The organism is Buttiauxella sp. B2 (assembly GCF_006376615.1).
GTDB lineage: Bacteria > Pseudomonadota > Gammaproteobacteria > Enterobacterales > Enterobacteriaceae > Buttiauxella.
On sequence record NZ_VEXQ01000010.1, the window covers coordinates 143,729 to 167,857 of the forward strand.

The 24,129-nt window shown below is 48.2% G+C and carries 23 protein-coding genes and 1 tRNA gene; 14 read left to right on the forward strand and 10 right to left on the reverse strand.

Features of this window, described 5'->3' with window-relative positions:
• Position 1 precedes the first annotated feature (1 nt).
• From FH968_RS13270 to rsuA, 3 genes are all read right to left on the reverse strand, one after another.
• Positions 2–349: a YejG family protein gene (locus FH968_RS13270; protein WP_139880287.1), complete on the reverse strand. Its 348-nt coding sequence runs from the start codon at positions 347–349 to the stop codon at positions 2–4.
• Positions 350–695: 346 nt separating this feature from the next.
• Entirely contained in the window at positions 696–1,892 is a 1,197-nt protein-coding gene (locus FH968_RS13275; protein ID WP_139880289.1) for a Bcr/CflA family multidrug efflux MFS transporter, read from the reverse strand.
• 15 nt (positions 1,893–1,907) lie between these two features.
• The gene (gene rsuA / locus FH968_RS13280; RefSeq protein ID WP_139880291.1) at positions 1,908–2,615 is read right to left on the reverse strand and encodes a 16S rRNA pseudouridine(516) synthase RsuA; all 708 of its coding nucleotides are present in this window, start codon (positions 2,613–2,615) and stop codon (positions 1,908–1,910) included.
• Positions 2,616–2,799: 184 nt separating this feature from the next.
• On the opposite strand from rsuA, the gene FH968_RS13285 reads away from it, so the two are divergent.
• Entirely contained in the window at positions 2,800–4,560 is a 1,761-nt protein-coding gene (locus FH968_RS13285) for a DEAD/DEAH box helicase (protein WP_139880293.1), read from the forward strand.
• A gap of 127 nt (positions 4,561–4,687) precedes the next feature.
• Positions 4,688–4,972 (forward strand): 50S ribosomal protein L25, encoded by a 285-nt coding sequence (rplY, locus tag FH968_RS13290; protein WP_139880295.1) that lies wholly within the window; start codon positions 4,688–4,690, stop codon positions 4,970–4,972.
• A gap of 49 nt (positions 4,973–5,021) precedes the next feature.
• Here rplY and yejK read toward each other — a convergent pair whose 3' ends face one another.
• Positions 5,022–6,029 carry a nucleoid-associated protein YejK gene (gene yejK, locus FH968_RS13295; RefSeq protein ID WP_139880297.1) on the reverse strand — a complete coding sequence of 336 codons (1,008 nt, stop codon included), beginning with the start codon at positions 6,027–6,029 and terminating at the stop codon, positions 5,022–5,024.
• A gap of 258 nt (positions 6,030–6,287) precedes the next feature.
• Between yejK and FH968_RS13300 the strand changes: the two genes are divergently transcribed.
• Together FH968_RS13300 and yejM are read left to right on the forward strand one after the other, a co-directional pair.
• Complete coding sequence (locus FH968_RS13300) at positions 6,288–6,515, forward strand: YejL family protein (RefSeq protein ID WP_034458713.1); 228 nt, start codon at positions 6,288–6,290, stop codon at positions 6,513–6,515.
• Between the two features lie 19 nt (positions 6,516–6,534).
• Positions 6,535–8,298 (forward strand): LPS biosynthesis-modulating metalloenzyme YejM, encoded by a 1,764-nt coding sequence (gene yejM, locus FH968_RS13305; protein WP_139880299.1) that lies wholly within the window; start codon positions 6,535–6,537, stop codon positions 8,296–8,298.
• Positions 8,299–8,682: 384 nt separating this feature from the next.
• On the opposite strand, the gene FH968_RS13310 is transcribed toward yejM, so the two are convergent.
• Positions 8,683–8,994 carry a hypothetical protein gene (locus FH968_RS13310; protein WP_139880301.1) on the reverse strand — a complete coding sequence of 104 codons (312 nt, stop codon included), beginning with the start codon at positions 8,992–8,994 and terminating at the stop codon, positions 8,683–8,685.
• A gap of 781 nt (positions 8,995–9,775) precedes the next feature.
• On the opposite strand from FH968_RS13310, the gene FH968_RS13315 reads away from it, so the two are divergent.
• Complete coding sequence (locus FH968_RS13315; RefSeq protein WP_139880303.1) at positions 9,776–11,056, forward strand: DUF445 domain-containing protein; 1,281 nt, start codon at positions 9,776–9,778, stop codon at positions 11,054–11,056.
• Positions 11,057–11,131: 75 nt separating this feature from the next.
• Here the strand turns inward: FH968_RS13315 and FH968_RS13320 are convergent, their stop codons facing one another.
• Positions 11,132–11,281, reverse strand: a complete 150-nt coding sequence (locus FH968_RS13320) for an AcrZ family multidrug efflux pump-associated protein (protein ID WP_064559799.1) — start codon at positions 11,279–11,281, stop codon at positions 11,132–11,134.
• A 128-nt stretch (positions 11,282–11,409) separates the two neighbouring features.
• Between FH968_RS13320 and modE the strand changes: the two genes are divergently transcribed.
• The 7 genes from modE (at position 11,410) to gpmA (ending at position 19,205) form a co-directional block, all read left to right on the forward strand.
• Positions 11,410–12,201 carry a molybdenum-dependent transcriptional regulator gene (gene modE, locus FH968_RS13325; protein ID WP_139880306.1) on the forward strand — a complete coding sequence of 264 codons (792 nt, stop codon included), beginning with the start codon at positions 11,410–11,412 and terminating at the stop codon, positions 12,199–12,201.
• Between the two features lie 76 nt (positions 12,202–12,277).
• A complete protein-coding gene (gene modF, locus FH968_RS13330; RefSeq protein WP_139880308.1) occupies positions 12,278–13,759 on the forward strand; it encodes a molybdate ABC transporter ATP-binding protein ModF in 1,482 nt (493 codons plus the stop codon).
• Positions 13,760–13,985: 226 nt separating this feature from the next.
• Positions 13,986–15,002, forward strand: coding sequence for a UDP-glucose 4-epimerase GalE (galE, locus tag FH968_RS13335; protein WP_139880310.1), 1,017 nt, complete (start codon positions 13,986–13,988; stop codon positions 15,000–15,002).
• Positions 15,003–15,011: 9 nt separating this feature from the next.
• The gene (galT, locus tag FH968_RS13340) at positions 15,012–16,058 is read left to right on the forward strand and encodes a galactose-1-phosphate uridylyltransferase (RefSeq protein WP_139880312.1); all 1,047 of its coding nucleotides are present in this window, start codon (positions 15,012–15,014) and stop codon (positions 16,056–16,058) included.
• Positions 16,059–16,060: 2 nt separating this feature from the next.
• Positions 16,061–17,209 (forward strand): galactokinase, encoded by a 1,149-nt coding sequence (gene galK, locus FH968_RS13345; protein ID WP_139880314.1) that lies wholly within the window; start codon positions 16,061–16,063, stop codon positions 17,207–17,209.
• Positions 17,203–18,243, forward strand: coding sequence for a galactose-1-epimerase (galM, locus tag FH968_RS13350; RefSeq protein ID WP_139880315.1), 1,041 nt, complete (start codon positions 17,203–17,205; stop codon positions 18,241–18,243). The genes galK and galM overlap by 7 nt, the downstream gene beginning before the upstream one ends.
• A 209-nt stretch (positions 18,244–18,452) precedes the next feature.
• Positions 18,453–19,205, forward strand: a complete 753-nt coding sequence (gene gpmA / locus FH968_RS13355) for a 2,3-diphosphoglycerate-dependent phosphoglycerate mutase (protein ID WP_139880316.1) — start codon at positions 18,453–18,455, stop codon at positions 19,203–19,205.
• A gap of 61 nt (positions 19,206–19,266) precedes the next feature.
• Here the strand turns inward: gpmA and aroG are convergent, their stop codons facing one another.
• A complete protein-coding gene (gene aroG / locus FH968_RS13360; protein WP_139880317.1) occupies positions 19,267–20,319 on the reverse strand; it encodes a 3-deoxy-7-phosphoheptulonate synthase AroG in 1,053 nt (350 codons plus the stop codon).
• 320 nt (positions 20,320–20,639) lie between these two features.
• Between aroG and FH968_RS13365 the strand changes: the two genes are divergently transcribed.
• A complete protein-coding gene (locus FH968_RS13365; RefSeq protein WP_139880328.1) occupies positions 20,640–21,017 on the forward strand; it encodes a YbgS-like family protein in 378 nt (125 codons plus the stop codon).
• A 125-nt stretch (positions 21,018–21,142) separates the two neighbouring features.
• Positions 21,143–22,075: a CDF family zinc transporter ZitB gene (zitB, locus tag FH968_RS13370; RefSeq protein WP_139880318.1), complete on the forward strand. Its 933-nt coding sequence runs from the start codon at positions 21,143–21,145 to the stop codon at positions 22,073–22,075.
• Here the strand turns inward: zitB and pnuC are convergent, their stop codons facing one another.
• From pnuC to FH968_RS13385, 3 genes are all read right to left on the reverse strand, one after another.
• A complete protein-coding gene (gene pnuC, locus FH968_RS13375) occupies positions 22,076–22,792 on the reverse strand; it encodes a nicotinamide riboside transporter PnuC (RefSeq protein WP_139880319.1) in 717 nt (238 codons plus the stop codon).
• Between the two features lie 23 nt (positions 22,793–22,815).
• The gene (gene nadA / locus FH968_RS24180; RefSeq protein ID WP_139880320.1) at positions 22,816–23,877 is read right to left on the reverse strand and encodes a quinolinate synthase NadA; all 1,062 of its coding nucleotides are present in this window, start codon (positions 23,875–23,877) and stop codon (positions 22,816–22,818) included.
• Positions 23,878–24,053: 176 nt separating this feature from the next.
• Positions 24,054–24,129 (reverse strand) — tRNA-Lys (locus FH968_RS13385).

The window sequence follows — 24,129 nt, forward strand, 5'->3', positions numbered from 1 at the left end:
ATCAAAAAGGATTTGTGCTGGAGAACGACTCAGCAATCGCTACGCCAAAATTTTTAAGCCGGCAGGTGGCTGCCAGTTCATCCTGACGATTAACAAACAGGCACGGCTCGCCTTCACATTCCACGACAGAAGAATCTACTTCTATATCTCGCAATGCCTGGCTTAGCTTATGCATGGTCGGCCACGCTGAATCGCTATTATTATCACTTAACAATTTCAGGCCAACTAAGCAATTTTCAGCGCTCTGCCCATTTTGCGGAATCGGTTCAACTCTGGAACCAGCAAAACCCGCCAGCCAACGATAGCGATGCGGTAAGCGATGAACGATGGAAAGTTGTAACGTATTCACTGTGGTATCCCCGGGAAAATCCAAAATTATTTCACAAACAGTTTACACAAAGGTTAACACAATGTTGATGTTTTGTGTGTAAACACTCTGGAAACCGCTTACATCCGTTGTAATTATTTGTCTACCATTTCATATTTAACGTTTTAATTTTGTGGTGCTGCACACGTTTCGGCGCTATATGTAACGCTTTCCACGATCTAACTCAACCTTTTTAACTACAAGAATGTGACTTTTTGTTGTTGATGCGTTTACATTTGAGAAACAAATTGTAGGCGTTCATGGAGGAATTTCGTTGATTTGGATTAACGAACGGGCATCTGGCGATGCCCGTTTTAGTACTTTAGGATTATTTAGCGGCTAATCGAGGGCGACTGGCGTAGAGATAGAAAACGATAGAGCACGTTGCGCACACCGCAATTGACCAAATCATTGGCCACGCAGAGTTAAAAGTGGCGATAGATAACAACGCTCCTGTTAATGCCCCGATACCGAAGCGGAATGTGCCAGCCAATGAAGACGCCGTCCCTGCCATGTGAGGGAATTCATCAAGAATGACAGCCATCGCATTAGACGACACCATCGAAACACAACCGACGAACACCGCAATCCCCAGCACCATCGACCAAAAACCGAGATCCAGCCCGGTGCTTACCACCAGCCAGATTGCCATGGCAAACTGTACAAATAGACCGAAGCGGAACATCACCAGCGGGCCAAAGTGACGCACAAAACGGCTGTTGATTAGCGTCATCACGATCAAGAACACAATATTCAGCGCGAAGTAGTAACCGAAATGCTGAGGTGCAACGTGGTTTAGCTCGATGTAAACAAACGGCCCAGCGCTCAAAAACGAGAACATTGCCGCAAAGCTAAACCCGCTCGCCAGCATGTAACTCAACACTCGTTTGTGGCGGAACAGGGTTGCGAAGTTTCCTATCGTGGTTCGCAAATGAAACTTCTGCCGACGTTCAACCGGTAGCGTTTCATGAATCAGGAAGAAAATCATCGCCGATGCGAGCAGCGCAGCAAGCGCCAGTATCCAAAAAATTGCGTGCCAGCTAAACCACACCAACACCGCACCACCGACCATGGGCGCGACAAGCGGAGCAATAGTGGTTATCAGCATGACAAACGACATCATGCGCGAGAACTCTTCTTTTGGATAAATATCGCGCATCAAGGCATTAATCACCACGCTTGCAGCCGCCGCAGAAAGGCCATGCAGAAAGCGCATTGCAATCAGGTGATCAATGGTTTGTGAGAAGGCGCAAGCAATGGCCGCCGCAGCAAAAACGAGTGTTCCCCCGAGTACCACCGGCTTACGGCCAATACTGTCTGCCATCGGGCCATAAAATAGCTGGCCAATTGCAAAGCCGAGAATATAGGTACTCAACGTCATTTGAGCGCTGCCTGCTGGCACGCCAAATTCTGAGGCGATTACCGGCAGTGCCGGCAAGTACATATCTATTGATAACGGCATTAACATGGCCAGCAGGCCAAGTATCACCACAATGCCAATAGACGAGTTTTGCTTGCTACTCAACTCTTCCTCCCGGAATTAACGTGGCGGCATGCCAACACTGGCAATTTCTTCTTCGGTTAATGGACGATATTCACCTGGTGCGAGATCCGCATCCATGGCAATGGCACCAATGCGCTCACGGTGCAAACCAACAACATGGTTACCCACAGCAGCGAACATGCGTTTTACCTGGTGGTAACGCCCTTCGCTGATGGTCAGACGCACTTCAAGCGGAGTAATAACTTGCAGAGTCGCAGGCAGCGTCAGGTCTTTTTCATTATGCAGTTGAACACCCGCGGCGAATTGTTCTGCTGTGTCATCGGAGATTGGGTTCTCAAGCGACACCAGATACGTTTTTTCGCAATGATGGCGAGGCGAGGTAATACGATGTGACCACTGGCCATCATCGGTCATCAACACCAGACCGGTGGTGTCGATATCCAGACGCCCTGCGGCATGCAGTTTGTGCGCCATTGGCACATCGAGGAAATAGAGCACCGTTGGATGATCCGGGTCTTCGGTGGAGCAAACGTAACCCTGCGGCTTGTTAAGCATAAAGTAGCGCGGGCCAATTTGCTGAGTCAGGCTTCTGCCATCAAATTCAACCTGATGTTCAGGAGTAAGCTTGAAAGCGGCATCACGCACCACTTCACCATCAATGGTGACACGGCTAGCACGGATTTCACGGCCAGAGATAGCACGGCTCACGCCAAGCTGCTGAGAGATAAATTTATCGAGTCGCATTAAGTATTGCCTGTTTCAAAGAGGTGCCAGCACAAAATGGCTGACAGGGCATAAGCCCGTTTTATAAGGTAAAAATCGTTTGCCTGTTAATTAGTTTGCCAGTATAGCGGCAACAAAAACTCTCTCAAGGTAAAACGTGATTCATGGCATAATTGAGTGCGTTATTTCCCGAGTCTGAGTACCGATGTCTTTTACTTTACGCCCTTACCAACAAGAAGCTGTGGACGCTACCCTGCACTATTTCCGCAAACACATCACACCCGCGGTGATTGTGTTGCCTACCGGTGCTGGAAAAAGTCTGGTGATTGCAGAACTCGCTCGCGTGGCCCGTGGGCGTGTATTAGTGCTCGCACACGTCAAAGAATTAGTCGCGCAAAACCATGCTAAATACTGTGCGCTAGGCCTTGAAGCCGATATTTTCGCGGCGGGCCTGCAACGTAAAGAGAGCCACGGCAAAGTGGTTTTCGGGAGCGTACAGTCCGTGGCCCGCAATCTTGAGAGATTCCACGGTGAGTTTTCACTGTTGATTGTCGATGAATGCCACCGTATTGGTGATGCCGACGATAGCCAGTATCAGCAAATTCTTACTCATTTGCGCACCACCAACCCTAAACTGCGTTTGCTGGGGCTGACCGCCACACCATACCGCCTTGGCAAAGGTTGGATTTATCATTTCCATTATCACGGCATGGTGCGTGGCAACGAAAATGCCCTGTTTCGTGATTGCATCTACGAATTACCGCTGCGCTACATGATCAAACACGGCTATCTCACGCCTCCAGAACGGCTGGATATGCCCGTAGTGCAGTACGACTTCAGCCGCCTTCAGCCACAATCTAACGGCTTGTTTAGCGAAGCGGATCTTAACCGCGAGCTAAAACAACAAAAGCGCATTACTCCGCACATCATCAGCCAGATAGTTGAGTTTGCAGCCGACAGACGTGGCGTGATGATTTTTGCCGCAACCGTTGAGCACGCCAAAGAAGTCACTGCCCTGCTCCCCGCAACTGATGCGGCATTAATTACCGCCGACACACCAGGGCCCGCACGCGATACATTAATTGAAGCGTTCAAAAATCAGCAATTCCGTTTTCTGGTTAACGTTTCAGTACTCACCACCGGCTTTGACGCGCCCCATGTTGATCTCATTGCAATTTTACGCCCAACCGAATCCGTCAGCCTTTATCAGCAAATTATCGGGCGGGGTTTGCGCCTGGCTCCGGGCAAGAAAGATTGTTTGATTCTGGATTACGCGGGCAACCCTCATGACTTGTTCACTCCCGAAGTCGGAGCGGCGAAGGGCAAAAGCGATAATGTGCCAGTACAGGTTTTTTGCCCTTCCTGTGGTTTTGCCAACACCTTCTGGGGAAAAACCACCAGCGATGGTACGTTGATTGAGCACTTTGGCCGCCGCTGCCAGGGCTGGTTTGAAGATGACGATGGCACTCGAGAACAGTGTGATTTCCGCTTCCGCTTTAAAAACTGCCCGCAATGTAACGCTGAAAATGATATTGCTGCACGACGCTGCCATCAGTGCGATCACGTTCTGGTCGATCCTGACGATATGCTAAAAGCCGCGCTGAAATTGAAAGATGCGCTGGTACTACGTTGTGGGGGAATGACTCTGCAACACGGCGGTGATGATAAAGGTGACTGGCTGAAGATTACTTATTTCGATGAAGATGGTGCAGATGTGAGCGAACGATTCCGGCTGCAAACACCTGCCCAGCGAATGGCTTTTGAACAGCTATTTATTCGCCCACATAGCCGAGCGCCAGGTGTACCGCTGCGCTGGATAAACGCCGCTGATGTGGTGGCACAGCAATCGGCACTTCGTCACCCTGATTTTGTCGTTGCACGCAAGAACGGCAACTTCTGGAACGTGCGTGAAAAGGTATTTGATTATGAAGGCCGCTTCCGTCGGGCGAATGAATTACGCGGCTAAAGGTTCTTTTCATTGAAGCCCGGGCCAGATATGGCTATAATCCCGCCCGCTTTTGCATCCGCAAAGCAGAAAACTTTTCCTGTTGCTGGGTCGCCTGTAACAGGAGTATTTAAGAGAGAAACAGTTAATGTTTACTATCAATGTAGAAAAACGCAAAGAGCAGGGCAAGGGTGCGAGCCGCCGCCTGCGTGCAGCTAACAAATTCCCGGCAATCATCTATGGTGGTTCCGAAGCTGCGATCTCTATCGAACTGGACCATGACTCCGTAATGAACCTGCAAGCAAAACCTGGTTTCTACGAAGAAGTTCTGACTCTGGTTGTTGACGGTACAGAAGTTAAGGTTAAAGTTCAGGCTGTTCAGCGTCACCCGTTCAAGCCAAAACTGAGCCACATCGACTTCGTTCGCGCTTAATCGCGAATTTAGCTCGAAAAAAAACCCGCTTCGGCGGGTTTTTTTATGCTTATTTGCCGGAGCTTCGGCGTTGTAACTGATCGCGTAAATTAGGTGGCGTGCCTTTAATTGTCAGCGTATCGGTCGCAGGATCCCAGAAAATGCGCTCGCCTAATAACATGGAATCAAAGCTAATCGTTAATCCACCGCCACTACCGGAAAATTTGGTTAACTGGCGCAATGTACTGCGATCTGCCGGGAAGCTTTCTTCAAGCTCATAGCCTTTATCAGCAGTGAACTCCTGGAAGTTTTTGTCATCAACAGCCCACGGTAACTCATCAGCAAGTGAAGAAAGTTCGATTTCTTCTCCTGCCTGGAGCTGCTCGTTGCAATAAGCATAAACTTGCTGACGCGCGGCCTGGCGTTCGTTTTTATCCAACTGTGCTTCATTCGTGAAGTCATCCAACGCCTGCAACAAACCTTTGTTTTGCGCTTTGGCGTTCAACCCTTCGCTGGCACCAAGAAAATCCATAAAGAAATCAGAAACTTTTCGCCCTACTCGCCCTTTCAGGAACGTCAGGTAGCGAGTGGATTCCGGGTTGGTTTCCCATTCTGTCAGATCAATTCGCGCCACAATATCTGCATGATTGATATCCAGATGATGCGTTGAACTGATATCCAGCTCTTCGTTAACGCGCATGCTGCTTAAATTATTCAGCACCGCCACCAGCAAATACTCCACAGCCAGGTAGCGATATTGGCAAAACAGCACGATGCCGCCATCAGCAAAGGGATATTTCGCCAGCTCATCACGCAGACGACCGGTCGCGGCACGGCTGAACTCCAGAAAATCCTCGTTGCCTTTACGTTGCGAACGCAACGCATCTGCCAATTCACTCTCTTCGCTGAACAGACCATATGCTTTATTTTTTGCACTATAGACACGGTGCAATTCGGCCATCATTTCTTCTACGGCGCCATTCGTTGCCAACAGAGAATCGCGCAGCACAACTTCAAGGGTCTGTTCGCCGCGCTTGATCAACTGGTGTAAGGCAATCTGGTTGATATCCAGACTCATGATAAACTCTCCTTTTAGACTCGGCGGTATTCAACCATTGCCAGAAGCCATGTGCAACCTCCCCTAAATAATTCAGGCTGCAAGAAGGCGGCAATTGAGGGAATCCCGATGAGCTTACTCCAGTAAGTGATTCGGGTGAGCGAAGGCAGCCAACGCACGTGCAACTGGAAGTATGAAGGGGAAAGATAAAAAAGCAGAAAAATAGGTCCTGCTACGGTAAGATAACGCCCTTTCCTGAATCTAATTGATTGTTAATTTATGCCACAAATATCCCGTTATAGTGACGAACGCGTCGAAGAACTGTTGAGTGAACTGGCTAGCGTGCTGGAAAAGCACCAAACGCCTACCGATCTTTCCCTGATGGTACTGGGAAATATGGTCACCAACCTGATTAATACCAGCGTAGCTTCAGCTCAACGCCGCTCGCTGGCTCGCTCATTCGCAGAGGCGTTGCAAGCCTCCGTGAGCGAAGACAAAGCTCATTAAGGGATTGTAGTTACACGTTATGGTGACTAACCGTCAGCGCTACCGCGAAAAAGTTTCCCAGATGGTCAGCTGGGGACATTGGTTCGCCTTGTTCAATATCCTGCTGGCAACGCTGCTGGGTAGCCGCTATCTGTATGTCGCTGATTGGCCGGCAACGCTCACGGGTCGTATTTATTCCTGGCTGAGTGTTATCGGCCATTTCAGCTTTGTGGTGTTCTCTGCCTATTTGCTGATCCTCTTCCCACTGACGTTCGTTGTGATGTCGCAACGGTTGATGCGCTTTGTCTCGGCAGCACTTGCTACCGCAGGCATGACACTTTTACTTATCGACAGTGAAGTCTTTACTCGCTTCCATCTCCATCTTAATCCGATTGTCTGGGAACTGGTGATTAACCCCGACCAGAGTGAAATGGCGCGAGACTGGCAGCTGATGTTTATCAGCGTGCCGGTAATTCTATTAATTGAAATGTTGTTTGCGACCTGGAGTTGGCAGAAATTACGCAGCTTGGGGCGCCGTAGGCACTACGCGAGACCAGTCGTCGTACTGTTCTTCATCGCATTCTTCAGCAGCCATATTATGTACATCTGGGCTGATGCGAATTTCTATCGTCCGATTACAATGCAGCGTGCCAACCTGCCGCTATCCTACCCGATGACAGCCCGCCGATTCCTCGAGAAGCATGGCTTGCTCGATGCCAAAGAGTATCAGCGCCGTCTTGTGGAGCAAGGCAACCCTGAAGCCGTGTCGGTGCAATATCCACTTAGTGACCTGCAATTCCGTGATATGGGCACAGGCCATAATGTCTTACTGATTACCGTCGATGGTTTGAATGCTGAACGCGCGAAGAAAGATCTGCCGAACTTAAGCCAATTCGCGACCAGCAATATTAACTTCACACAGCATATGAGCGCGGGTAATGGAACAGACAACGGCATCTTTGGCCTGTTCTACGGCATATCCCCTGCCTATATGGATGGTGTGTTATCAGCCCGCATCCCTGCGGCGTTGATTACCGCATTGAACCAGCAAGGCTATCAATTGGGGCTCTTCGCCTCCGATGGTTTTGACTCGTCAATGTATCGCCAGGCTTTGTTGTCAGACTTCTCTTTACCTTCAGCGCAAAGCCAGTCTGACGGGCAGACAGCAACACAGTGGATTAGCTGGCTGACACAGTATGCTTCTGAGGATAACCGCTGGTTCTCCTGGGTTGCCTTTAATGGCACCAACATCACAGCAGACAGCAATCAACAAGCCTTTACCCGTCGTTATGCCCGTGCGGCGGGCAACGTTGATGAGCAAATCAAACGCGTGCTTGATGCACTAGACGCTTCCGGAAAGCTCAAAAATACGGTTGTTATTATTACCGCCGGCCATGGTGTCCCGCTTGGTAAAGAGCAGGATTCTTTCGCCTGGTCACGCTCGCGTATTCAAGTACCGTTGGTAATTCATTGGCCAGGGACTCCGGCGCAGACTATCTCGAAGCTTACCGACCATCAGGATGTAATGACGACGCTGATGCAGCGCCTGCTGCATGTTAAAAACCCTGCAAACGAATATTCACAAGGTGAAGACCTGTTTGCCGCAACGCGCCGCAATAACTGGGTGGTGGGTGCAGATAACAACAGCCTTGCGATCACTTTGCCAGCCATGACGTTGGTGCTTGATAATAATGGCAACTATCGAATGTACGACTTGCGTGGTGAAAACATTAAAGAAACCAAGCCACAACTTGGTTTATTGCTGCAAGTGCTGACAGATGAGAAACGTTTCATCGCCAATTGATTGTTTGTTAATCATTTAGTGAGGTGCTGTTTTGCAAACGATCACTAAAAAAGCACTATTCTTTGCCAGATGTCAGCACGTAGCGCACCGTCATGAAGTGTCAGAGATAGATAATGTAATTATTATCGTACTGTTCAAATTTTTATATCAGTCAAAGGGTTAAATCTTTCCGGTTTAACCTTTTTGTTTATGAAAAGTGTGCATATACCCATTGAAGATACATCTTTTCTAACGAGTATTCTTCCACCGTGACAGATGCAGCGTATAAACGAAGCCAATTAGACGGTTTGTTTGACTCAACATATCCCGAAGTTTTATGTAAAGTATTAAGGTTATAACGACCACCTGAATCAGGGGCTAAAGCAACTTCACGACCTTCAAAAACTACTGTAATACTCTTTTATGGTACTGTTCATCGTTTACTTTTGATACGGGGTTGGTAGAAACATGCTTCATAGTTTCACGATTAAATAAAGAGAATGTTACAATATCATCATGATGAAAAACCAAATCAAATTCATTGTCATTTATTATAACTGCACCTCTGAAAGCATATTCAACTAATGATGTAGGGGGATCAGATAAAAATACACTAATAGATTTTAATTTCCTCCTACCAAAGATAGATTTCTTATGGTTTAAGGTTATGACTACATACCTATCATTTTCATCTAAAGATTTTAACATTATTTTCATTTAATTAACGCTTTGGAATCATGCCCATAGGCTAGAGTACAATGTAAAAATAATTAAATAAATTGCGCAAAATGTGTATTTTTCCACATTACAATGGGATGCTCTCCAATTACAAGGTACTTGCAATAACCATTGATTCAATCTCTTAGCCATTGTCATTCAAACGGTCTGCTGTGAAGCTTCCTTAGTGAGGTTGTCTCGTGTACCAGTTCGCACCTCTTACCATTATGTATAATGAAGTAATTATTTCTCGCTACATGAGACAAGGGAGATTAATGTTAATTCATTATTGCTACATTAAGTAATATTGAACAAAAACACTGAGTAAGGAGTATTTATTATTTTTAATATCCCATTAGCTAGCTAAACATCATAGTTTACAGAGGATTGTCTACTCTCTCACCGATGGCTAAAAATCACCACAAAAAAAACAAAATGAAGCATAACATATATATAAAAGAGATAGTCATGAGGTGATGGGAACATGTTGACTTCGCTGTAATGTTAAACTAACCCCTATATTACTCACATCAATTTACTTTAATGCCAAATGCAATATTTTCTTTTCGATAAGATTATTTTCGGAAATTTAATGACTTTACTTCTTGTTGGCGTAAAAAAATTGACGTGAAGTTGTCGTAAATACCCTTCAATGATTGCTTTGCTGTAATTAGACGAAACATCAACATGGATTAGCGGGAATATATTCAGCTCAGAACCGGATGAATCGCAGCTCAAATTTACCCTACCGCTTCGGCGCTTGCCGTTCTATGCTTAGCTGATGGAGAAAATGACTGAACTAAAGCGCACCAAGCGCCTTGCGCTTTCCTTACTGCTGATTGCTGCTGTAACGTTTGTGACTACCCTCTTTTTGCCACCAGGGTTTTGGGTTAGCGGTATAAAAGCTATCGCCGAAGCAGCCATGGTGGGCGCACTTGCTGACTGGTTTGCTGTTGCAGCACTCTTTCATCGTGTACCGATTCCCTTTATATCCCGCCATACAGCGATTATCCCGCGCAACAAGGATAGAATTGGCGAAAATTTGGGTGTTTTTGTACAAGAGAAGTTTCTCGACACGCAATCCCTGATTACCTTAATTCGTCGCAATGAACCGGCACAGATGATTGGTAAGTGGTTTAGCAATCGTGATAATGCCCAGCGAGTCGGGCAACATCTATTACAGGTGATGAGCGGATTTTTGGATCTGACAGACGATGCAAGTATTCAGCGTTTAATCCGCCAGGCCGTTCACAAGGCTATAGATAAAGTCGATTTAACGCATTCCAGCGCTCTGTTGCTAGAAAGTCTGACCAAAAACAATCGCCATCAGGAATTACTCGATTCTGTTATTGCACAGATGTTGATACTGATGAAACGTGAAAGCACTCGTGCTTTTATCGCCCGTCAAATCGTACGCTGGTTGGAAACGGAACACCCGCGCAAAGCTAAAGTACTGCCAACGGAATGGCTAAGTGAACATAGCGCCGAACTCGTTTCCAATGCGGTAAATTCGTTTCTTGACGACGTTAGCCACGACCAGGGCCACCAGATTCGACAGGCTTTTGATCGTGCAACATTAAAGCTAATTGATAATCTCAAAAATTCCCCACAAATGGCCGAGAAGGCAGACAGTATTAAAAGCTATTTGAAAGAAGATGAGGCTTTCAACCGCTATATTGGCGAACTGTGGGGCGATCTGCGCCAGTGGCTGAAAGTTGACGTCAATTCTGATAACTCGCGATTGAAACAACGGATTGCGGAAGCAGGACTTTGGTTGGGGGAAACACTGGTTGCGGATAGTGCACTGCGTACTTCACTCAATGAGCATCTGGAACAAGCCGTGCAAAAAATCGCGCCGGAATTTGCCACGTTTCTGACCCGCCATATTAGCGATACGGTCAAAAGCTGGGATGCACAGGATATGTCGCGGCAAATCGAACTCAATATCGGCAAAGATTTACAGTTTATCCGCATTAACGGCACGCTGGTTGGTGGCTCAATCGGACTGATGCTTTACCTGCTGTCACAGATACCTTCGGTACTACCTTTGCTACATTTCTAAGTGGTGGGATGAAACTGGCGGGAGTGTTCTTGAGGAGAGCATAAAACAACGCCCGCATAAGCGGGCGCTAGAGAATCAATGGTTTTGTTTTGGTTGGTCGTTATGACCGACTTTTGAGAAGACGTTAAAGACTTCACCCAATCCATAGATAAGACCGAGGATCACCGCCATAACGATTGGCACCATGATCACGGCAAACACCAAGCTTTTCAATAACTCTAACATGGATGCCTCCAACAAAAGTGAGAGCAGCTATTCTAACGACCTGACAGAAAAACGCACTCTCCTTTTGTGCGATTTGCCCAACCCCTCGCAATAGAGGAAAATGGCGTTTTCATTATTGCGGAGAGGTTATGCAAGCTGAAATTTTACTGACGCTGAAACTCCAGCAGCGGCTGTTCGCCGACCCACGTCGTATCGCGCTACTTAAACAAATACAACATACCGGCTCAATTAGCCAGGGTGCGAAGCTCGCAGGCATCAGCTATAAAAGCGCCTGGGATGCCATCAATGAGATGAATCAGTTAAGCGATGAGACTTTGGTTGAGCGTGCAACGGGCGGCAAAGGTGGTGGTGGTGCGGTGATTACTCGCTATGGCGAACGCCTCATCCAGTTGTATGAACTGTTAGCGCAAATCCAACAAAAAGCGTTTGATGTGCTGCGTGATGATGCGCTCCCACTTGATAGCCTGCTCGCCGCAATTTCACGTTTCTCTCTGCAAACCAGTGCCCGTAACCAGCTTTTTGGCACCGTGCTGCACCGCGATAGTGAAAAAGTTCAGCAACACGTTGATATCTTACTGGCTGATGGTTCAACGCGTTTGCAAGCCGCAATTACGCGTCAAAGTGCCGAACGCCTGGGGCTGAGCGAAGGCAAAGAAGTGTTGGTGCTGATTAAAGCGCCATGGGTGGAAATCACCACGGATCCTCAGCGCGCCAGCGGTGCAGACAACCAGCTCACCGGCACCATCAGCAATATTCAACAAGGTGCCGAACAAAGTGAAGTTCTGGTGCAATTGCCGGACGGGCAAACGCTGTGTGCCACCGTTCCGAATAGCGTAGTAGAAATCCAGGGGCTGGTAGAAGGTGCTGAAGTCATAGCATTTTTCAATGCCGACCGCGTGATTATCGCCACTCTGTGCTAAAACCTTTTTGTGAATTGACAACAACGCAGGCAATCCGTAACTCTGTGAATAATCACTGCAAAAAATGGGATGATATATGTCTGTGTTGCAAATTTCGCAAGGTAGATTTCACCTAAGCGACACCCGAACGCTTACTCTCAATGATTTAACGATTAACGCCGGTGAAAGCTGGGCGTTTGTGGGTGCTAACGGCAGTGGGAAATCCGCCCTTGCCCGCGCGCTCGCCGGTGCCCTGCCGCTGCAAAAAGGCGAATGTCAGTGTACGTTTGCACGCATCGCTCATTTATCATTTGAGCAAATGCAAAAGTTAGTCAGCGATGAATGGCAGCGTAATAACACTGATTTATTGGGCCCTGACGAAGACGATACTGGCCGCACTACCGCAGAAATTATTCAGGATGAAGTCAAAAATGAAACTCGTTGCCAGCAATTAGCTGAACTTTTTGGCATCACTCCATTATTTAACCGTCGCTTTAAATACCTTTCGACTGGTGAAACACGCAAAACCTTGCTCTGCCAGGCACTGATGCCACATCCTGATTTGCTTATTTTTGATGAGCCCTTTGACGGGCTGGATGTGAAGTCCCGCGAACAGTTGGCCTGTTTATTGGGTGAACTGAGCAAGCAAGGTTATACCATCGTGCTGGTACTTAACCGCTTTGATGAAATTCCTGATTTTGTACAACATGCTGGCGTGCTAGCCGATTGTGCGCTGATTGAAGTTGGCGAGAAGCAAACGTTGCTCGAACAGGCACTGATTGCACAACTTGCTCACAGCGAAAAACTAGCGGGCGTTGCGCTTCCTGAAGCAGACGATCCAAGTGCGCGTTACACTCTGCCAGAAAACCAGCCGCGCATCGTCTTGCGTGATGGCGTGGTGGAATATAACGACCGCCCTATTCTGCATAAGCTTTCATGGACGGTAAATCCCGGTGAACACTGGCAAATCGTTGGCCCAAACGGTGCAGGTAAATCGACATTACTGAGTCTGGTAACCGGTGACCATCCGCAAGGATACAGTAACGACCTGACGCTATTTGGTCGACGTCGTGGCAGTGGTGAAACCATCTGGGATATCAAAAAACATATCGGTTATGTCAGCAGCAATTTGCATCTGGATTACCGCGTCAGTACCACGGTGCGAAACGTTATCTTGTCTGGATATTTTGATTCGATTGGGATTTACCAGGCTGTTTCTGACCGCCAGCAAAAACTTGCCCGCGAATGGCTAAATATGCTCGGCATGAACAACGCTATTGCTGATGCAGCATTCCACAGTCTTTCATGGGGGCAGCAGCGTATCGCACTTATCGCACGTGCATTGGTGAAACACCCAACGCTGTTGATTCTGGATGAACCGCTGCAAGGGCTGGACCCGCTAAATCGCCAGCTAGTGCGTCGTTTCATTGATATTTTGATTGGCGAAGGGGAAACCCAGTTGCTGTTTGTCTCTCACCATGCAGAAGACGCGCCAGAGTGCATCACCAAACGGCTAACCTTTGTAGCTGATGGCGAGGCTTATCGCTATCAGTTTGAAGACTTGCCGCAAGCCAAATAAAGCACCAATCAAACATCCGACATTCATGTGATGCTCAGGGCAGCACCCATTTTCAGACAACCCGCAGCATCACTCCCCCTACGCTCTGTTTTATAATCATATTTTCAGATGATAACTGCTACCGAAACATTAGTGTAAGCGATTCCACTAATTTAGCCCGTGTCACACTTTTGACATCTCTGTTATGCTATGTTTATTACATACCATACGCGTAATGGAGCGAAAAATGAGAGTATTGGTAACAGGTGGTAGCGGTTACATTGGTAGTCATACCTGCGTGCAACTGCTGCAAAATGGCCACGACGTCGTCATTCTGGATAATCTGTGTAACAGCAAGCGTAGTGTGCTACAGGTGATTGAGCGTCTTGGCGGTAAGCATCCGTTGTTCATTGACGGCGATATTCGTGATGAAGCGCTGCTGGCCGAGATTTTCCACGATCACCAGATTGATGCCGTTATCCATTTTGCTGGACTCAAAGCAGTTGGTGAATCGGTTAGCAAACCACTGGAATACTACGACAACAATGTTGTCGGTACTTTGCGTCTGATTTCTGCCATGCGCGCAGCTAATGTCACCAATTTTATCTTCAGTTCTTCCGCCACCGTTTATGGTGACCAACCGCAAATCCCTTATCTGGAAAGTTTTCCAACCGGCACACCTGCAAGCCCATATGGCCACAGTAAGCTAATGGTTGAACAGATTCTGGCTGACTTACAAAAAGCCCAGCCAAACTGGAGCGTGGCGCTGCTTCGTTACTTCAACCCGGTGGGAGCTCATCCATCAGGGGATATGGGGGAAGATCCACAAGGTATTCCAAACAACCTGATGCCTTACATCGCGCAGGTTGCTGTAGGGCGTCGTGATTCGCTGGCTGTTTTTGGTAACGATTATCCAACCAAAGACGGCACTGGCGTACGCGACTACATTCACGTTATGGATCTCGCCGATGGCCATGTTGCAGCAATGCAAACGCTACAAGGTAAACCAGGCGTGCATATTTATAACCTCGGCGCAGGTATCGGCAGCAGCGTGCTTGACGTTATCAACGCCTTTAGCGCCGCTTGCGGAAAACCCGTGAATTATCACTTCGCCCCGCGTCGTGATGGTGATCTTCCCGCTTACTGGGCTGATGCCACGAAAGCCGACAAAGAACTTAACTGGCGTGTCAGCCGTACACTGCAAGAAATGGCAGATGATACCTGGCGCTGGCAGTCTCGCCATCCTCAAGGTTATCCAGACTAAGGAAATGTGATGGAGCAGTTTAACCCGGTGGATCATCCACATCGCCGTTATAACCCACTGACAGGGCAATGGATTCTGGTATCCCCACATCGCGCTAAGCGCCCGTGGCAAGGGGCACAGGAAACAGCCTCAAAAGAGACATTACCGGTGCATGACCCAGATTGTTTCTTGTGCCCTGGCAATACACGCGTAACTGGCGATAAAAATCCGCAATACACCGGCACATTTGTTTTTACTAACGACTTTGCCGCACTGATGACGGACACCCCTGATGCGCCTGAAAACAGCGATCCACTTTTACGTTGTGAAAGTGCGCGTGGCACCAGCCGGGTTATCTGTTTTTCACCCGACCATAGCAAAACACTGCCGCAGCTTTCCGTAACGGCGTTGGAAGAAGTGGTTAAAACCTGGCAAGAGCAGACTGCAGATTTAGGGAAAACCTATCCGTGGGTGCAAGTTTTTGAAAATAAAGGCGCGGCAATGGGTTGCTCTAACCCGCATCCGCACGGCCAGGTGTGGGCAAACAGTTTCCTGCCAAACGAAGTAGCGCGTGAAGATGTGTTGCAGCGTGAATACTTTACCGAAAACGGTTCGCAGATGCTGGTTGATTACGCTGGGCGCGAACTCAAAGATGGCAGCCGCACGGTTGTAGAAACCGAGCACTGGATTGCCGTCGTGCCTTACTGGGCTGCCTGGCCGTTCGAAACACTGCTGCTGCCAAAAACACATATCCTGCGTATCACCGATCTGAGTTCAGAGCAAAGCAGTGATTTGGCGCTGGCGCTGAAAAAACTGACTAGCCGTTACGACAACCTTTTCCAGTGCTCATTCCCATATTCCATGGGTTGGCACGGCGCACCGTTTAACGGTGAAGAAAATAGTCACTGGCAATTGCATGCCCATTTCTATCCACCACTGTTGCGAAGTGCAACTGTGCGAAAATTCATGGTCGGCTATGAAATGCTGGCTGAAACCCAACGCGATTTAACCGCAGAGCAAGCCGCAGAACGCTTGCGTGCCGTATCCGATATCCACTTTCGCCAATCCGGAGAATAAAAATGAGTCTGAAAGATAAAACCCAACACCTCTTTGCCGAACAGTTTGGTTATTCGGCAACCCACACAATTCAGGCTCCGGGCCGCGTTAATCTGATTGGCGAACACACCGATTACAATGACGGTTTTGTACTGCCTTGCGCTATCGACTATCAAACCGTGATCAGTTGCGCGAAACGTAGCGACCGCATGGTACGCGTTATTGCAGCTGATTATGACAATCAAGCAGACGAGTTTTCGCTGGATAAACCGATCCTGAGCCACGATACGCAACAGTGGTCTAACTATGTTCGTGGCGTCGTTAAACATCTGCAAAAGCGCGATAAAAACTTTGGCGGCGCAGATTTAGTGATCAGCGGCAACGTACCACAAGGTGCAGGGCTCAGCTCATCCGCATCGCTTGAAGTGGCTGTAGGTACCGTGTTCCAGAAACTTTATCACTTGTCGCTTGATGGCTCGCAAATTGCCCTAAACGGCCAGGAAGCAGAGAACCAATTTGTTGGTTGTAATTGCGGGATCATGGATCAGCTGATTTCAGCGTTGGGTAAAAAAGATCACGCGTTGCTAATCGACTGCCGCACGCTCGGCACCAAAGCCGTTTCAATGCCAAAAGGCGTAGCCGTTGTCATCATCAACAGTAACTTCAAACGCACTCTGGTGGGCAGTGAATACAATACTCGCCGTCAGCAATGCGAAACTGGCGCGCGTTTCTTTACTCAGAAAGCACTGCGTGATGTTGAGCTGTCCAAATTTAATGCCGTGGCACATGAACTTGACCCAATTGTTGCGAAACGCGTGCGTCATGTGCTGACCGAAAATATCCGCACCGTTGAAGCTTCAGACGCACTGGCAAAAGGCGATTTGCAACGTATGGGCGTATTAATGGCTGAATCTCATGCTTCAATGCGTGATGATTTCGAAATTACGGTGCCGCAAATCGACACCTTAGTTGAAATCGTTAAAGCGACTATTGGTGATAAAGGCGGCGTGCGTATGACCGGTGGCGGCTTTGGCGGCTGTATCGTTGCGTTGATCCCAGAAGATTTAGTGCCTGTGGTTAAGCAAGCGGTCGAAAAGCAGTACGAAGCAAAAACTGGCATCAAAGAAACCTTCTATGTATGCAAAGCTTCGGAGGGTGCTGGCCAATGCTAAAAGAAACTCCACAGCTCGCACCCGATGGGCAGCCCTTTCGCATTTCTACCCTGCGTAATAGCGCAGGGTTGGTTGTCACGGTCATGGACTGGGGCGCAACTCTGTTGTCTTGTCGTGTACCGATGAAGGACGGAACCGTTCGCGAAACGCTGCTCGGCTGCGAAACGCCGGAAGATTATCTGAATCAGGCCGCTTATCTGGGTGCAACAGTTGGGCGTTACGCCAACAGGATTGCGAACAGCCAGTTTGAGCGGAATGGCGTTACCATCAACGTGACTGCGAATCAGGGTGCGCATCAGTTGCACGGTGGGCCAGATGGTTTTGACAAGCGTCGCTGGCGTATTGTGCGCCAGAACGAACAAGAAGTACTTTATACCCTCGATTCTCAGGACGGTGACCAGGGTTTCCCAGGTGAGCTGCGTGCGACTGCACGTTATGCACTAACCGAAGATAACTGCATTACCGTTGAGTTCCGCGCCAGAACCAGCAAACCGTGCCCGGTGAATCTGACCAATCATGCTTATTTCAATCTTGATGGTAATCAAAACGATATTCGCCAGCATCGCCTGCAACTTTTCGCTGACCGCTATCTGCCGGTCGACAGTAATGGTATTCCACAAGCCGGGCTGGCAGATGTGTCCAGCACTGGTTTTGATTTCCGGACGCCAAAGACTATCGACGCAGATTTCCTGCGCGATAACGATCAAGTGTTAGTGAAAGGTTATGACCACGCTTTCTTGTTGCAGACGCAGGGCGATGCCAGTCAACCCGCAGCTCATGTATGGTCGAGCGATAACAAACTGCAAATGACGGTCTATACCACAGCCCCTGCATTGCAGTTTTATAGCGGCAACTACCTGGACGGAACGCCTGCCAGGGAACAAGGTACTTACAACGCTTACCAAGGCCTGGCGTTGGAAAGTGAATTCCTACCGGACAGCCCAAATCATCCGGAATGGCCGCAGCCAGATTGCTGGTTGCAGCCGGGTGATGAATATTTGAGCGTCACGGAATACGAGTTCATTCCGCTATAAATTTCTTGCCCTCCTCTATGGAGGGCAAGTCTTATTCAAATCGCTGGATTTCCCGCCATTTAGCGACAAAAATATAACAACCATTCACACTCACCTTACACTTCACACTCTTTTTCGCTATGTTAAACGTTTAGCATTGCCGCTGGCCCCTTCGCGGCAATATAATGATAATCGTTATCATTAATCGCAAGCTTATTAAGGAGTAAACTATGGCTGTTACTAAGCTGGTTCTGGTTCGTCACGGTGAAAGCCAGTGGAACAACGAAAACCGCTTCACCGGTTGGTATGACGTTGATCTGTCTGAGAAAGGTCAAACTGAAGCAAAAGCTGCAGGTAAGTTGCTGAAAGATGAAGGCTACTCCTTCGACTTTGCTTACACTTCAGTGCTGAAACGTGCCATCCATACACTGTGGAATATCCTCGATGAATTGGACCAGGCCTGGCTGCCAGTTGAGAAATCCTGGAAGCTGAATGAGCGTCACTACGGTGCACTGCAGGGTCTGAACAAATCGGAAACCGCAGAAAAATACGGTGATGAGCAAGTGAAACAATGGCGTCGTGGCTTTGCTATCACGCCTCCAGAACTGACTCGTGATGACGAACGCTTCCCAGGCCATGACCCACGTTATGCAAGCCTGACCGATAAAGAGCTGCCGGTAACTGAAAGCCTGGCGCTGACTATCGATCGCGTGATTCCTTACTGGAACGAAACCATTCTGCCACGAATGAAAAGCGGCGAGCGCGTGATTGTTGCAGCTCACGGTAACTCTTTGCGTGCACTGGTTAAATTCCTTGATAACCTGAGCGAAGAAGAAATTCTTGAACTGAATATCCCAACTGGCGTGCCATTGGTGTATGAGTTCGATGAGAACTTCAAACCTCTGAAACGCTACTATCTGGGCAATGCTGATGAAATTGCAGCAAAAGCCGCAGCGGTAGCAAATCAGGGCAAAGCGAAGTAATTCGTTAGATGTGAAAAAGGCGTGGTGAAAACCACGCCTTTTTTATGTTGCCACGTATGGATTACCCGCGACGAGCTTTCACTGCCTCTGCCAGTTGGCGCAGTACAGTTTCAGTGTCTTCCCAACCGATACACGCATCAGTCACGCTCTTGCCATAAACTAATGGCTCACCACTCTCAAGATTCTGATTGCCTTCAACAAGGTGACTTTCAATCATCACACCAGTAATGGCTTTGTCGCCACTCGTGATTTGCTGGCAAACATCGGTACAGACTTCAATTTGCTTTTTAAACTGCTTACTGCTGTTAGCATGGCTGAAGTCGATCATAACCTGTGCTGGTAGCCCTGCTTTCTGCAAATCAGTCTTAACTTGTGCGACGTGAGCAGCACTGTAGTTTGGTTCTTTACCACCACGCAGAATGATATGGCAGTCACCGTTCCCGCTGGTGTTAACAATGGCAGAATGGCCCCACTTCGTCACAGACAAGAAGCAGTGTGGCGCGCCAGCCGCATTTATCGCATCAATCGCCACTTTCATCGTGCCGTCGGTGCCATTTTTAAAGCCAACCGGACATGACAAACCTGATGCCAGTTCGCGGTGAACCTGAGATTCTGTAGTACGTGCGCCAATGGCACCCCAGCTCATCAGATCCGCCAGGTACTGCGGGGTGATCATATCTAAGAACTCACCCGCTGCCGGCAGGCCTGAGTCATTGATGTCTAGCAACAGTTTACGAGCGATACGCAGGCCATCGTTGATCTGGTAGCTGCTGTCCATATGCGGATCGTTAATCAGCCCTTTCCAGCCAACCGTGGTGCGTGGTTTTTCGAAGTAAACACGCATAACAATTTCCAGCTCACCTTGCAATTCTTCACGCAAAGTCAGTAAACGCGCGCCGTACTCTTTCGCCGCCTTAACATCGTGAATAGAGCATGGGCCGATGACTACCAGTAGGCGATCGTCATTTCCTTTCAGAATTTTATGAATCGCTTTACGTGCGCCAGATACCGTTGCGGCTGCTTTTTCAGTGGCGGGGAATTTTTCGAGCAACGCTACTGGAGGTAGAAGTTCGTTGATTTCTTTGATGCGTAAGTCGTCGTTCTGATAATTCATGAGATTTCCGGAAATGGCCTTGAGATTTAACTTAGTTGCAATCCCTTCAATCTATCGCTTCAAGCCTGAAGTGTAAACGGGCTTTTACACTTCAGGCAGAATATTCCTGAAAACGGCCTAAAAGGCGTCAAAAAATGGTAAAACACCCATTTGTCGCTACAATTTTTAATTGTTAACACTGAAAAGTAGTCATTTAGCAAAATTGTATTCTGACTTGGGTTTTATCACCGACATGTTTATCCGATAAACGCCGCACGCTCAGAATAAAACAAGTGCACTGTTGGAAGAAGTTATCCAGCAATAACGACCAGAACAGGAGCATTCAGATGAATAAATTAACCGCACTTTTCCTGACAGCAACCCTTTGCGCCACAAGCAGTCTTGCAATAGCCGCAGAGACAGGCGGTTCCAATAACGGCCAGGCAAATGCAAGTGCCGAAGCAGGACAGGTCGCCCCTGATGCAAATCAGAATATCGCACCTAAAGGCGTCGATAACAGCAATATTAATAGTGGCGGCACAATGCTTCACCCTAATGGCTCAACCAGCAGTAGTGGTATGACGGGGGATGGCATGAGCAAAGATGAAATTCATAAAAACTCGATGTGTAAAGACGGTAAATGTCCTGACACTAACAAAAAGGTTGAAACCGGTAGTGGTGATGATGTGGATACGAAAGTAGATGGTACATCGCAATAATATTGCCCGGTTCGAAACCAGGAGAGCTCAGGCTCTCCTTTTTTATTTTTACGGGCTTTATTCAATAAGTTAATCAGCGTTAGTGGTTATAATTAGCGCATTATTGTTTCCAAAACTGAGAAACCATGGCGCATACACATCAACATTCCTCGAGCGATACAAACTCCAGACGTCTGTTATGGGCGTTTGTCATCACTGCGACTTTTATGGTGGCCGAAGTCATTGGCGGTGTACTTTCAGGCTCATTAGCCTTGCTTGCCGATGCAGGCCATATGCTGACCGACGCGGCGGCATTGCTGGTTGCTTTACTCGCAGTAAAATTTGCCCGTCGCCCACCCAATGCTCGCCATACCTTCGGTTGGTTGAGGCTGACCACACTCGCTGCTTTTGTGAACGCGATTGCTCTGGTGGTTATTACGGTCTTAATTGTCTGGGAAGCGGTAGCCCGTTTTTATCATCCGCAACCTATCGCCGGTCGGACGATGCTGGTTATCGCGTTTGCCGGATTGCTAGCGAATCTGTTTTCATTCTGGATTTTGCATCGCGGAAATGAAGAAAAGAATATTAACGTTCGCGCCGCCGCCCTGCACGTACTGGGGGATTTGTTAGGTTCGGTGGGCGCCATTGCAGCAGCGCTAATTATTCTGTGGACTGGCTGGACGCCAATTGACCCGATTCTTTCGGTACTGGTGTCATGTCTGGTTTTGCGCAGTGCGTGGAGTTTACTTAAAGAAAGCGTCAATGAGCTTCTCGAAGGTGCACCTCACGCCATTGATATTCCAGTGTTGAAACGCAAACTCACCAGAACGATTCCCGAAGTGCGCAATGTTCATCATGTGCACATCTGGTTAGTAGGTGAAAAACCACTGATGACGCTACATGTTCAGGTGGTGCCGCCACACGATCATGATGCTCTGCTGGAACGTATTCACCATTTTCTAAAAGATGAATATCAGATTGAACATGCCACGGTACAAATGGAGTATCAGCTTTGCCACGGTCAGGATTGCGATTTAAATGAGCATGACCACCAAGGCCATGCTCATCACCATCACTAATTAAGACAAGGCGCGTGAGCCGTGTTCGCGCGCACTGTTAATCCACATCCGACTACCGTTGAGCGCAATAAACGTCAGGATCAAATATTCCAGCGACATCGCGTAGACGCCTTGCAAGGCAAAGATCACCACGCTAATCATGTTAATAATGACCCACAGCAGCCAGTTTTCGACATATTTGCGGGTCATTAGAATCATCGCCACAATCGATAACACCATCATGCAGGAATCCCAGAATGGAAATGCATCTGGCTGAAGCTCTGGCATGGTCACATTGAGGCCCAGCGCCTGCATTACCGAAACCGCCGTATGGGTAAGGAAAGCGAATACAGGGTCAATAAATACCGTCATTAATCCAATTGCGCCAACGCAAATCGCAATCCAGGCAAACGCTTTGGGTAGCGGTAACCAGCGAATACGAAGAGCTGCCTGATGTTCGTTGGTCTGTCTCGACCACGCGTACCAACCGTAAATATTGGCTGCAAAGAAAAACAGCTGCAACAGCAGGCTCGCGTAGAGTTGGATTTGAAAGAAAATGACCGCAAAAAGCGTGACGTTAATTAAACCGAACGCGTAATTGCTTATTTTCTCAAGACTTGCCAACCAGATACACAGCAAACCCGCAAGGGTTCCAATCGCTTCAATCCACGATAAATCATATCCACCCGTTCCGATGGGGATGTGGACTAAAATATTCTGCGTGCTAAAAAAATCCATATTAGCTCCTGAACGTAAAATCCTTACGCGTTGCCCTTTATGTTGCGTCGCAATTCGGCGGCAAAGCCTAACATTCTATTTAAAGGCACCAGAGCCCCCTCACGCAGCGCAGCATCAACATGAATCTCATGTTCCGCTCCGCCCTGCTCGAGGCCCTCAGCGATAGCTTTGAGGCCGTTCATCGCCATCCATGGGCAATGCGCACAGGTACGGCAAGTTGCACCTTCACCCGCTGTCGGTGCTTCGAACAATTCTTTATCCGGACACGCCTGCTGCATTTTGTAGAAAATGCCACGGTCGGTCGCCACAATCAGTTGCTTATTCGGCAATGTTTGCGCTGCCGCAATAAGTTGGCTGGTAGACCCAACAGCATCTGCCAAATCCACCACGGCTTGCGGTGATTCAGGATGTACAAGAATCGCAGCATCAGGGTACAGGGCTTTCATACGGGCCAATGCCTGGGTTTTAAACTCATCATGCACGATGCAGGCGCCCTGCCAGCACAACACGTCAGCACCCGTCTGCTTTTGTACATAATTGCCAAGATGACGATCCGGTGCCCAAATAATTTTCTCGCCAAGACTGTCAAGATGTTCAATTAATTCAACTGCAATGCTTGACGTGACCACCCAATCCGCGCGCGCCTTCACCGCCGCAGAAGTATTAGCATAGACCACAACAGTACGGTCGGGATGTTGATCGCAAAAAGCATTGAACGCCTCAATGGGGCAACCGAGATCCAATGAACACTCTGCATTCAGAGTTGGCATCAGGATGGTTTTTTCCGGGCTCAAGATTTTCGCGGTTTCGCCCATGAAACGCACCCCCGCTACCAAAAGCGTAGATGCTGAATGATTAGCCCCAAAACGCGCCATCTCGAGTGAATCAGAGATGCACCCGCCCGTTTCTTCTGCTAGCGCCTGAATCTCAGGGTCGGTGTAGTAGTGGGCCACCATCACAGCATTGCGTTCTTTTAACAGGCGCTTGATCTTCTCACGGTAGAATTGCTTTTCGTCCGGGTTTAAGGGCTGTGGTTTAGGTGGGAAGGGATAAATAGCTGTTTCTGGATCGAACATTACGCTCATAGTGCTTTCTCGTTTTCCTGACTTAACCAAATTAGCATTATTCCGGCGAGTTTTGCCAGAAATGGCCAAAGTTGTTTTGTATGCTAAACAAGATAGCGAATTATGAGGGAATTGTCGTGAGGAATTTGCTATTGCAGAAACAACAAAGGCGCCTTGAAGGCGCCTTTGTCTAAATTTGGTGGGGCGTGCAGGATTCGAACCTGCGACCAATTGATTAAAAGTCAACTGCTCTACCAACTGAGCTAACGCCCC

Coding starts and splice junctions, on each gene's coding strand:
- yejK (WP_139880297.1), bottom strand. CDS start 6,029: ATGAGTCTGGATATCAACCAGATTGCCTTACACCAGTTGATCAAGCGC.
- galM (WP_139880315.1), top strand. CDS start 17,203: ATGCTAAAAGAAACTCCACAGCTCGCACCCGATGGGCAGCCCTTTCGC.
- FH968_RS13300 (WP_034458713.1), top strand. CDS start 6,288: ATGCCACAAATATCCCGTTATAGTGACGAACGCGTCGAAGAACTGTTG.
- rsuA (WP_139880291.1), bottom strand. CDS start 2,615: ATGCGACTCGATAAATTTATCTCTCAGCAGCTTGGCGTGAGCCGTGCT.
- yejM (WP_139880299.1), top strand. CDS start 6,535: ATGGTGACTAACCGTCAGCGCTACCGCGAAAAAGTTTCCCAGATGGTC.
- pnuC (WP_139880319.1), bottom strand. CDS start 22,792: ATGGATTTTTTTAGCACGCAGAATATTTTAGTCCACATCCCCATCGGA.
- nadA (WP_139880320.1), bottom strand. CDS start 23,877: ATGAGCGTAATGTTCGATCCAGAAACAGCTATTTATCCCTTCCCACCT.
- modE (WP_139880306.1), top strand. CDS start 11,410: ATGCAAGCTGAAATTTTACTGACGCTGAAACTCCAGCAGCGGCTGTTC.
- aroG (WP_139880317.1), bottom strand. CDS start 20,319: ATGAATTATCAGAACGACGACTTACGCATCAAAGAAATCAACGAACTT.
- galT (WP_139880312.1), top strand. CDS start 15,012: ATGGAGCAGTTTAACCCGGTGGATCATCCACATCGCCGTTATAACCCA.
- gpmA (WP_139880316.1), top strand. CDS start 18,453: ATGGCTGTTACTAAGCTGGTTCTGGTTCGTCACGGTGAAAGCCAGTGG.
- galK (WP_139880314.1), top strand. CDS start 16,061: ATGAGTCTGAAAGATAAAACCCAACACCTCTTTGCCGAACAGTTTGGT.
- rplY (WP_139880295.1), top strand. CDS start 4,688: ATGTTTACTATCAATGTAGAAAAACGCAAAGAGCAGGGCAAGGGTGCG.
- galE (WP_139880310.1), top strand. CDS start 13,986: ATGAGAGTATTGGTAACAGGTGGTAGCGGTTACATTGGTAGTCATACC.
- FH968_RS13285 (WP_139880293.1), top strand. CDS start 2,800: ATGTCTTTTACTTTACGCCCTTACCAACAAGAAGCTGTGGACGCTACC.
- zitB (WP_139880318.1), top strand. CDS start 21,143: ATGGCGCATACACATCAACATTCCTCGAGCGATACAAACTCCAGACGT.
- FH968_RS13315 (WP_139880303.1), top strand. CDS start 9,776: ATGGAGAAAATGACTGAACTAAAGCGCACCAAGCGCCTTGCGCTTTCC.
- modF (WP_139880308.1), top strand. CDS start 12,278: ATGTCTGTGTTGCAAATTTCGCAAGGTAGATTTCACCTAAGCGACACC.
- FH968_RS13320 (WP_064559799.1), bottom strand. CDS start 11,281: ATGTTAGAGTTATTGAAAAGCTTGGTGTTTGCCGTGATCATGGTGCCA.
- FH968_RS13310 (WP_139880301.1), bottom strand. CDS start 8,994: ATGAAAATAATGTTAAAATCTTTAGATGAAAATGATAGGTATGTAGTC.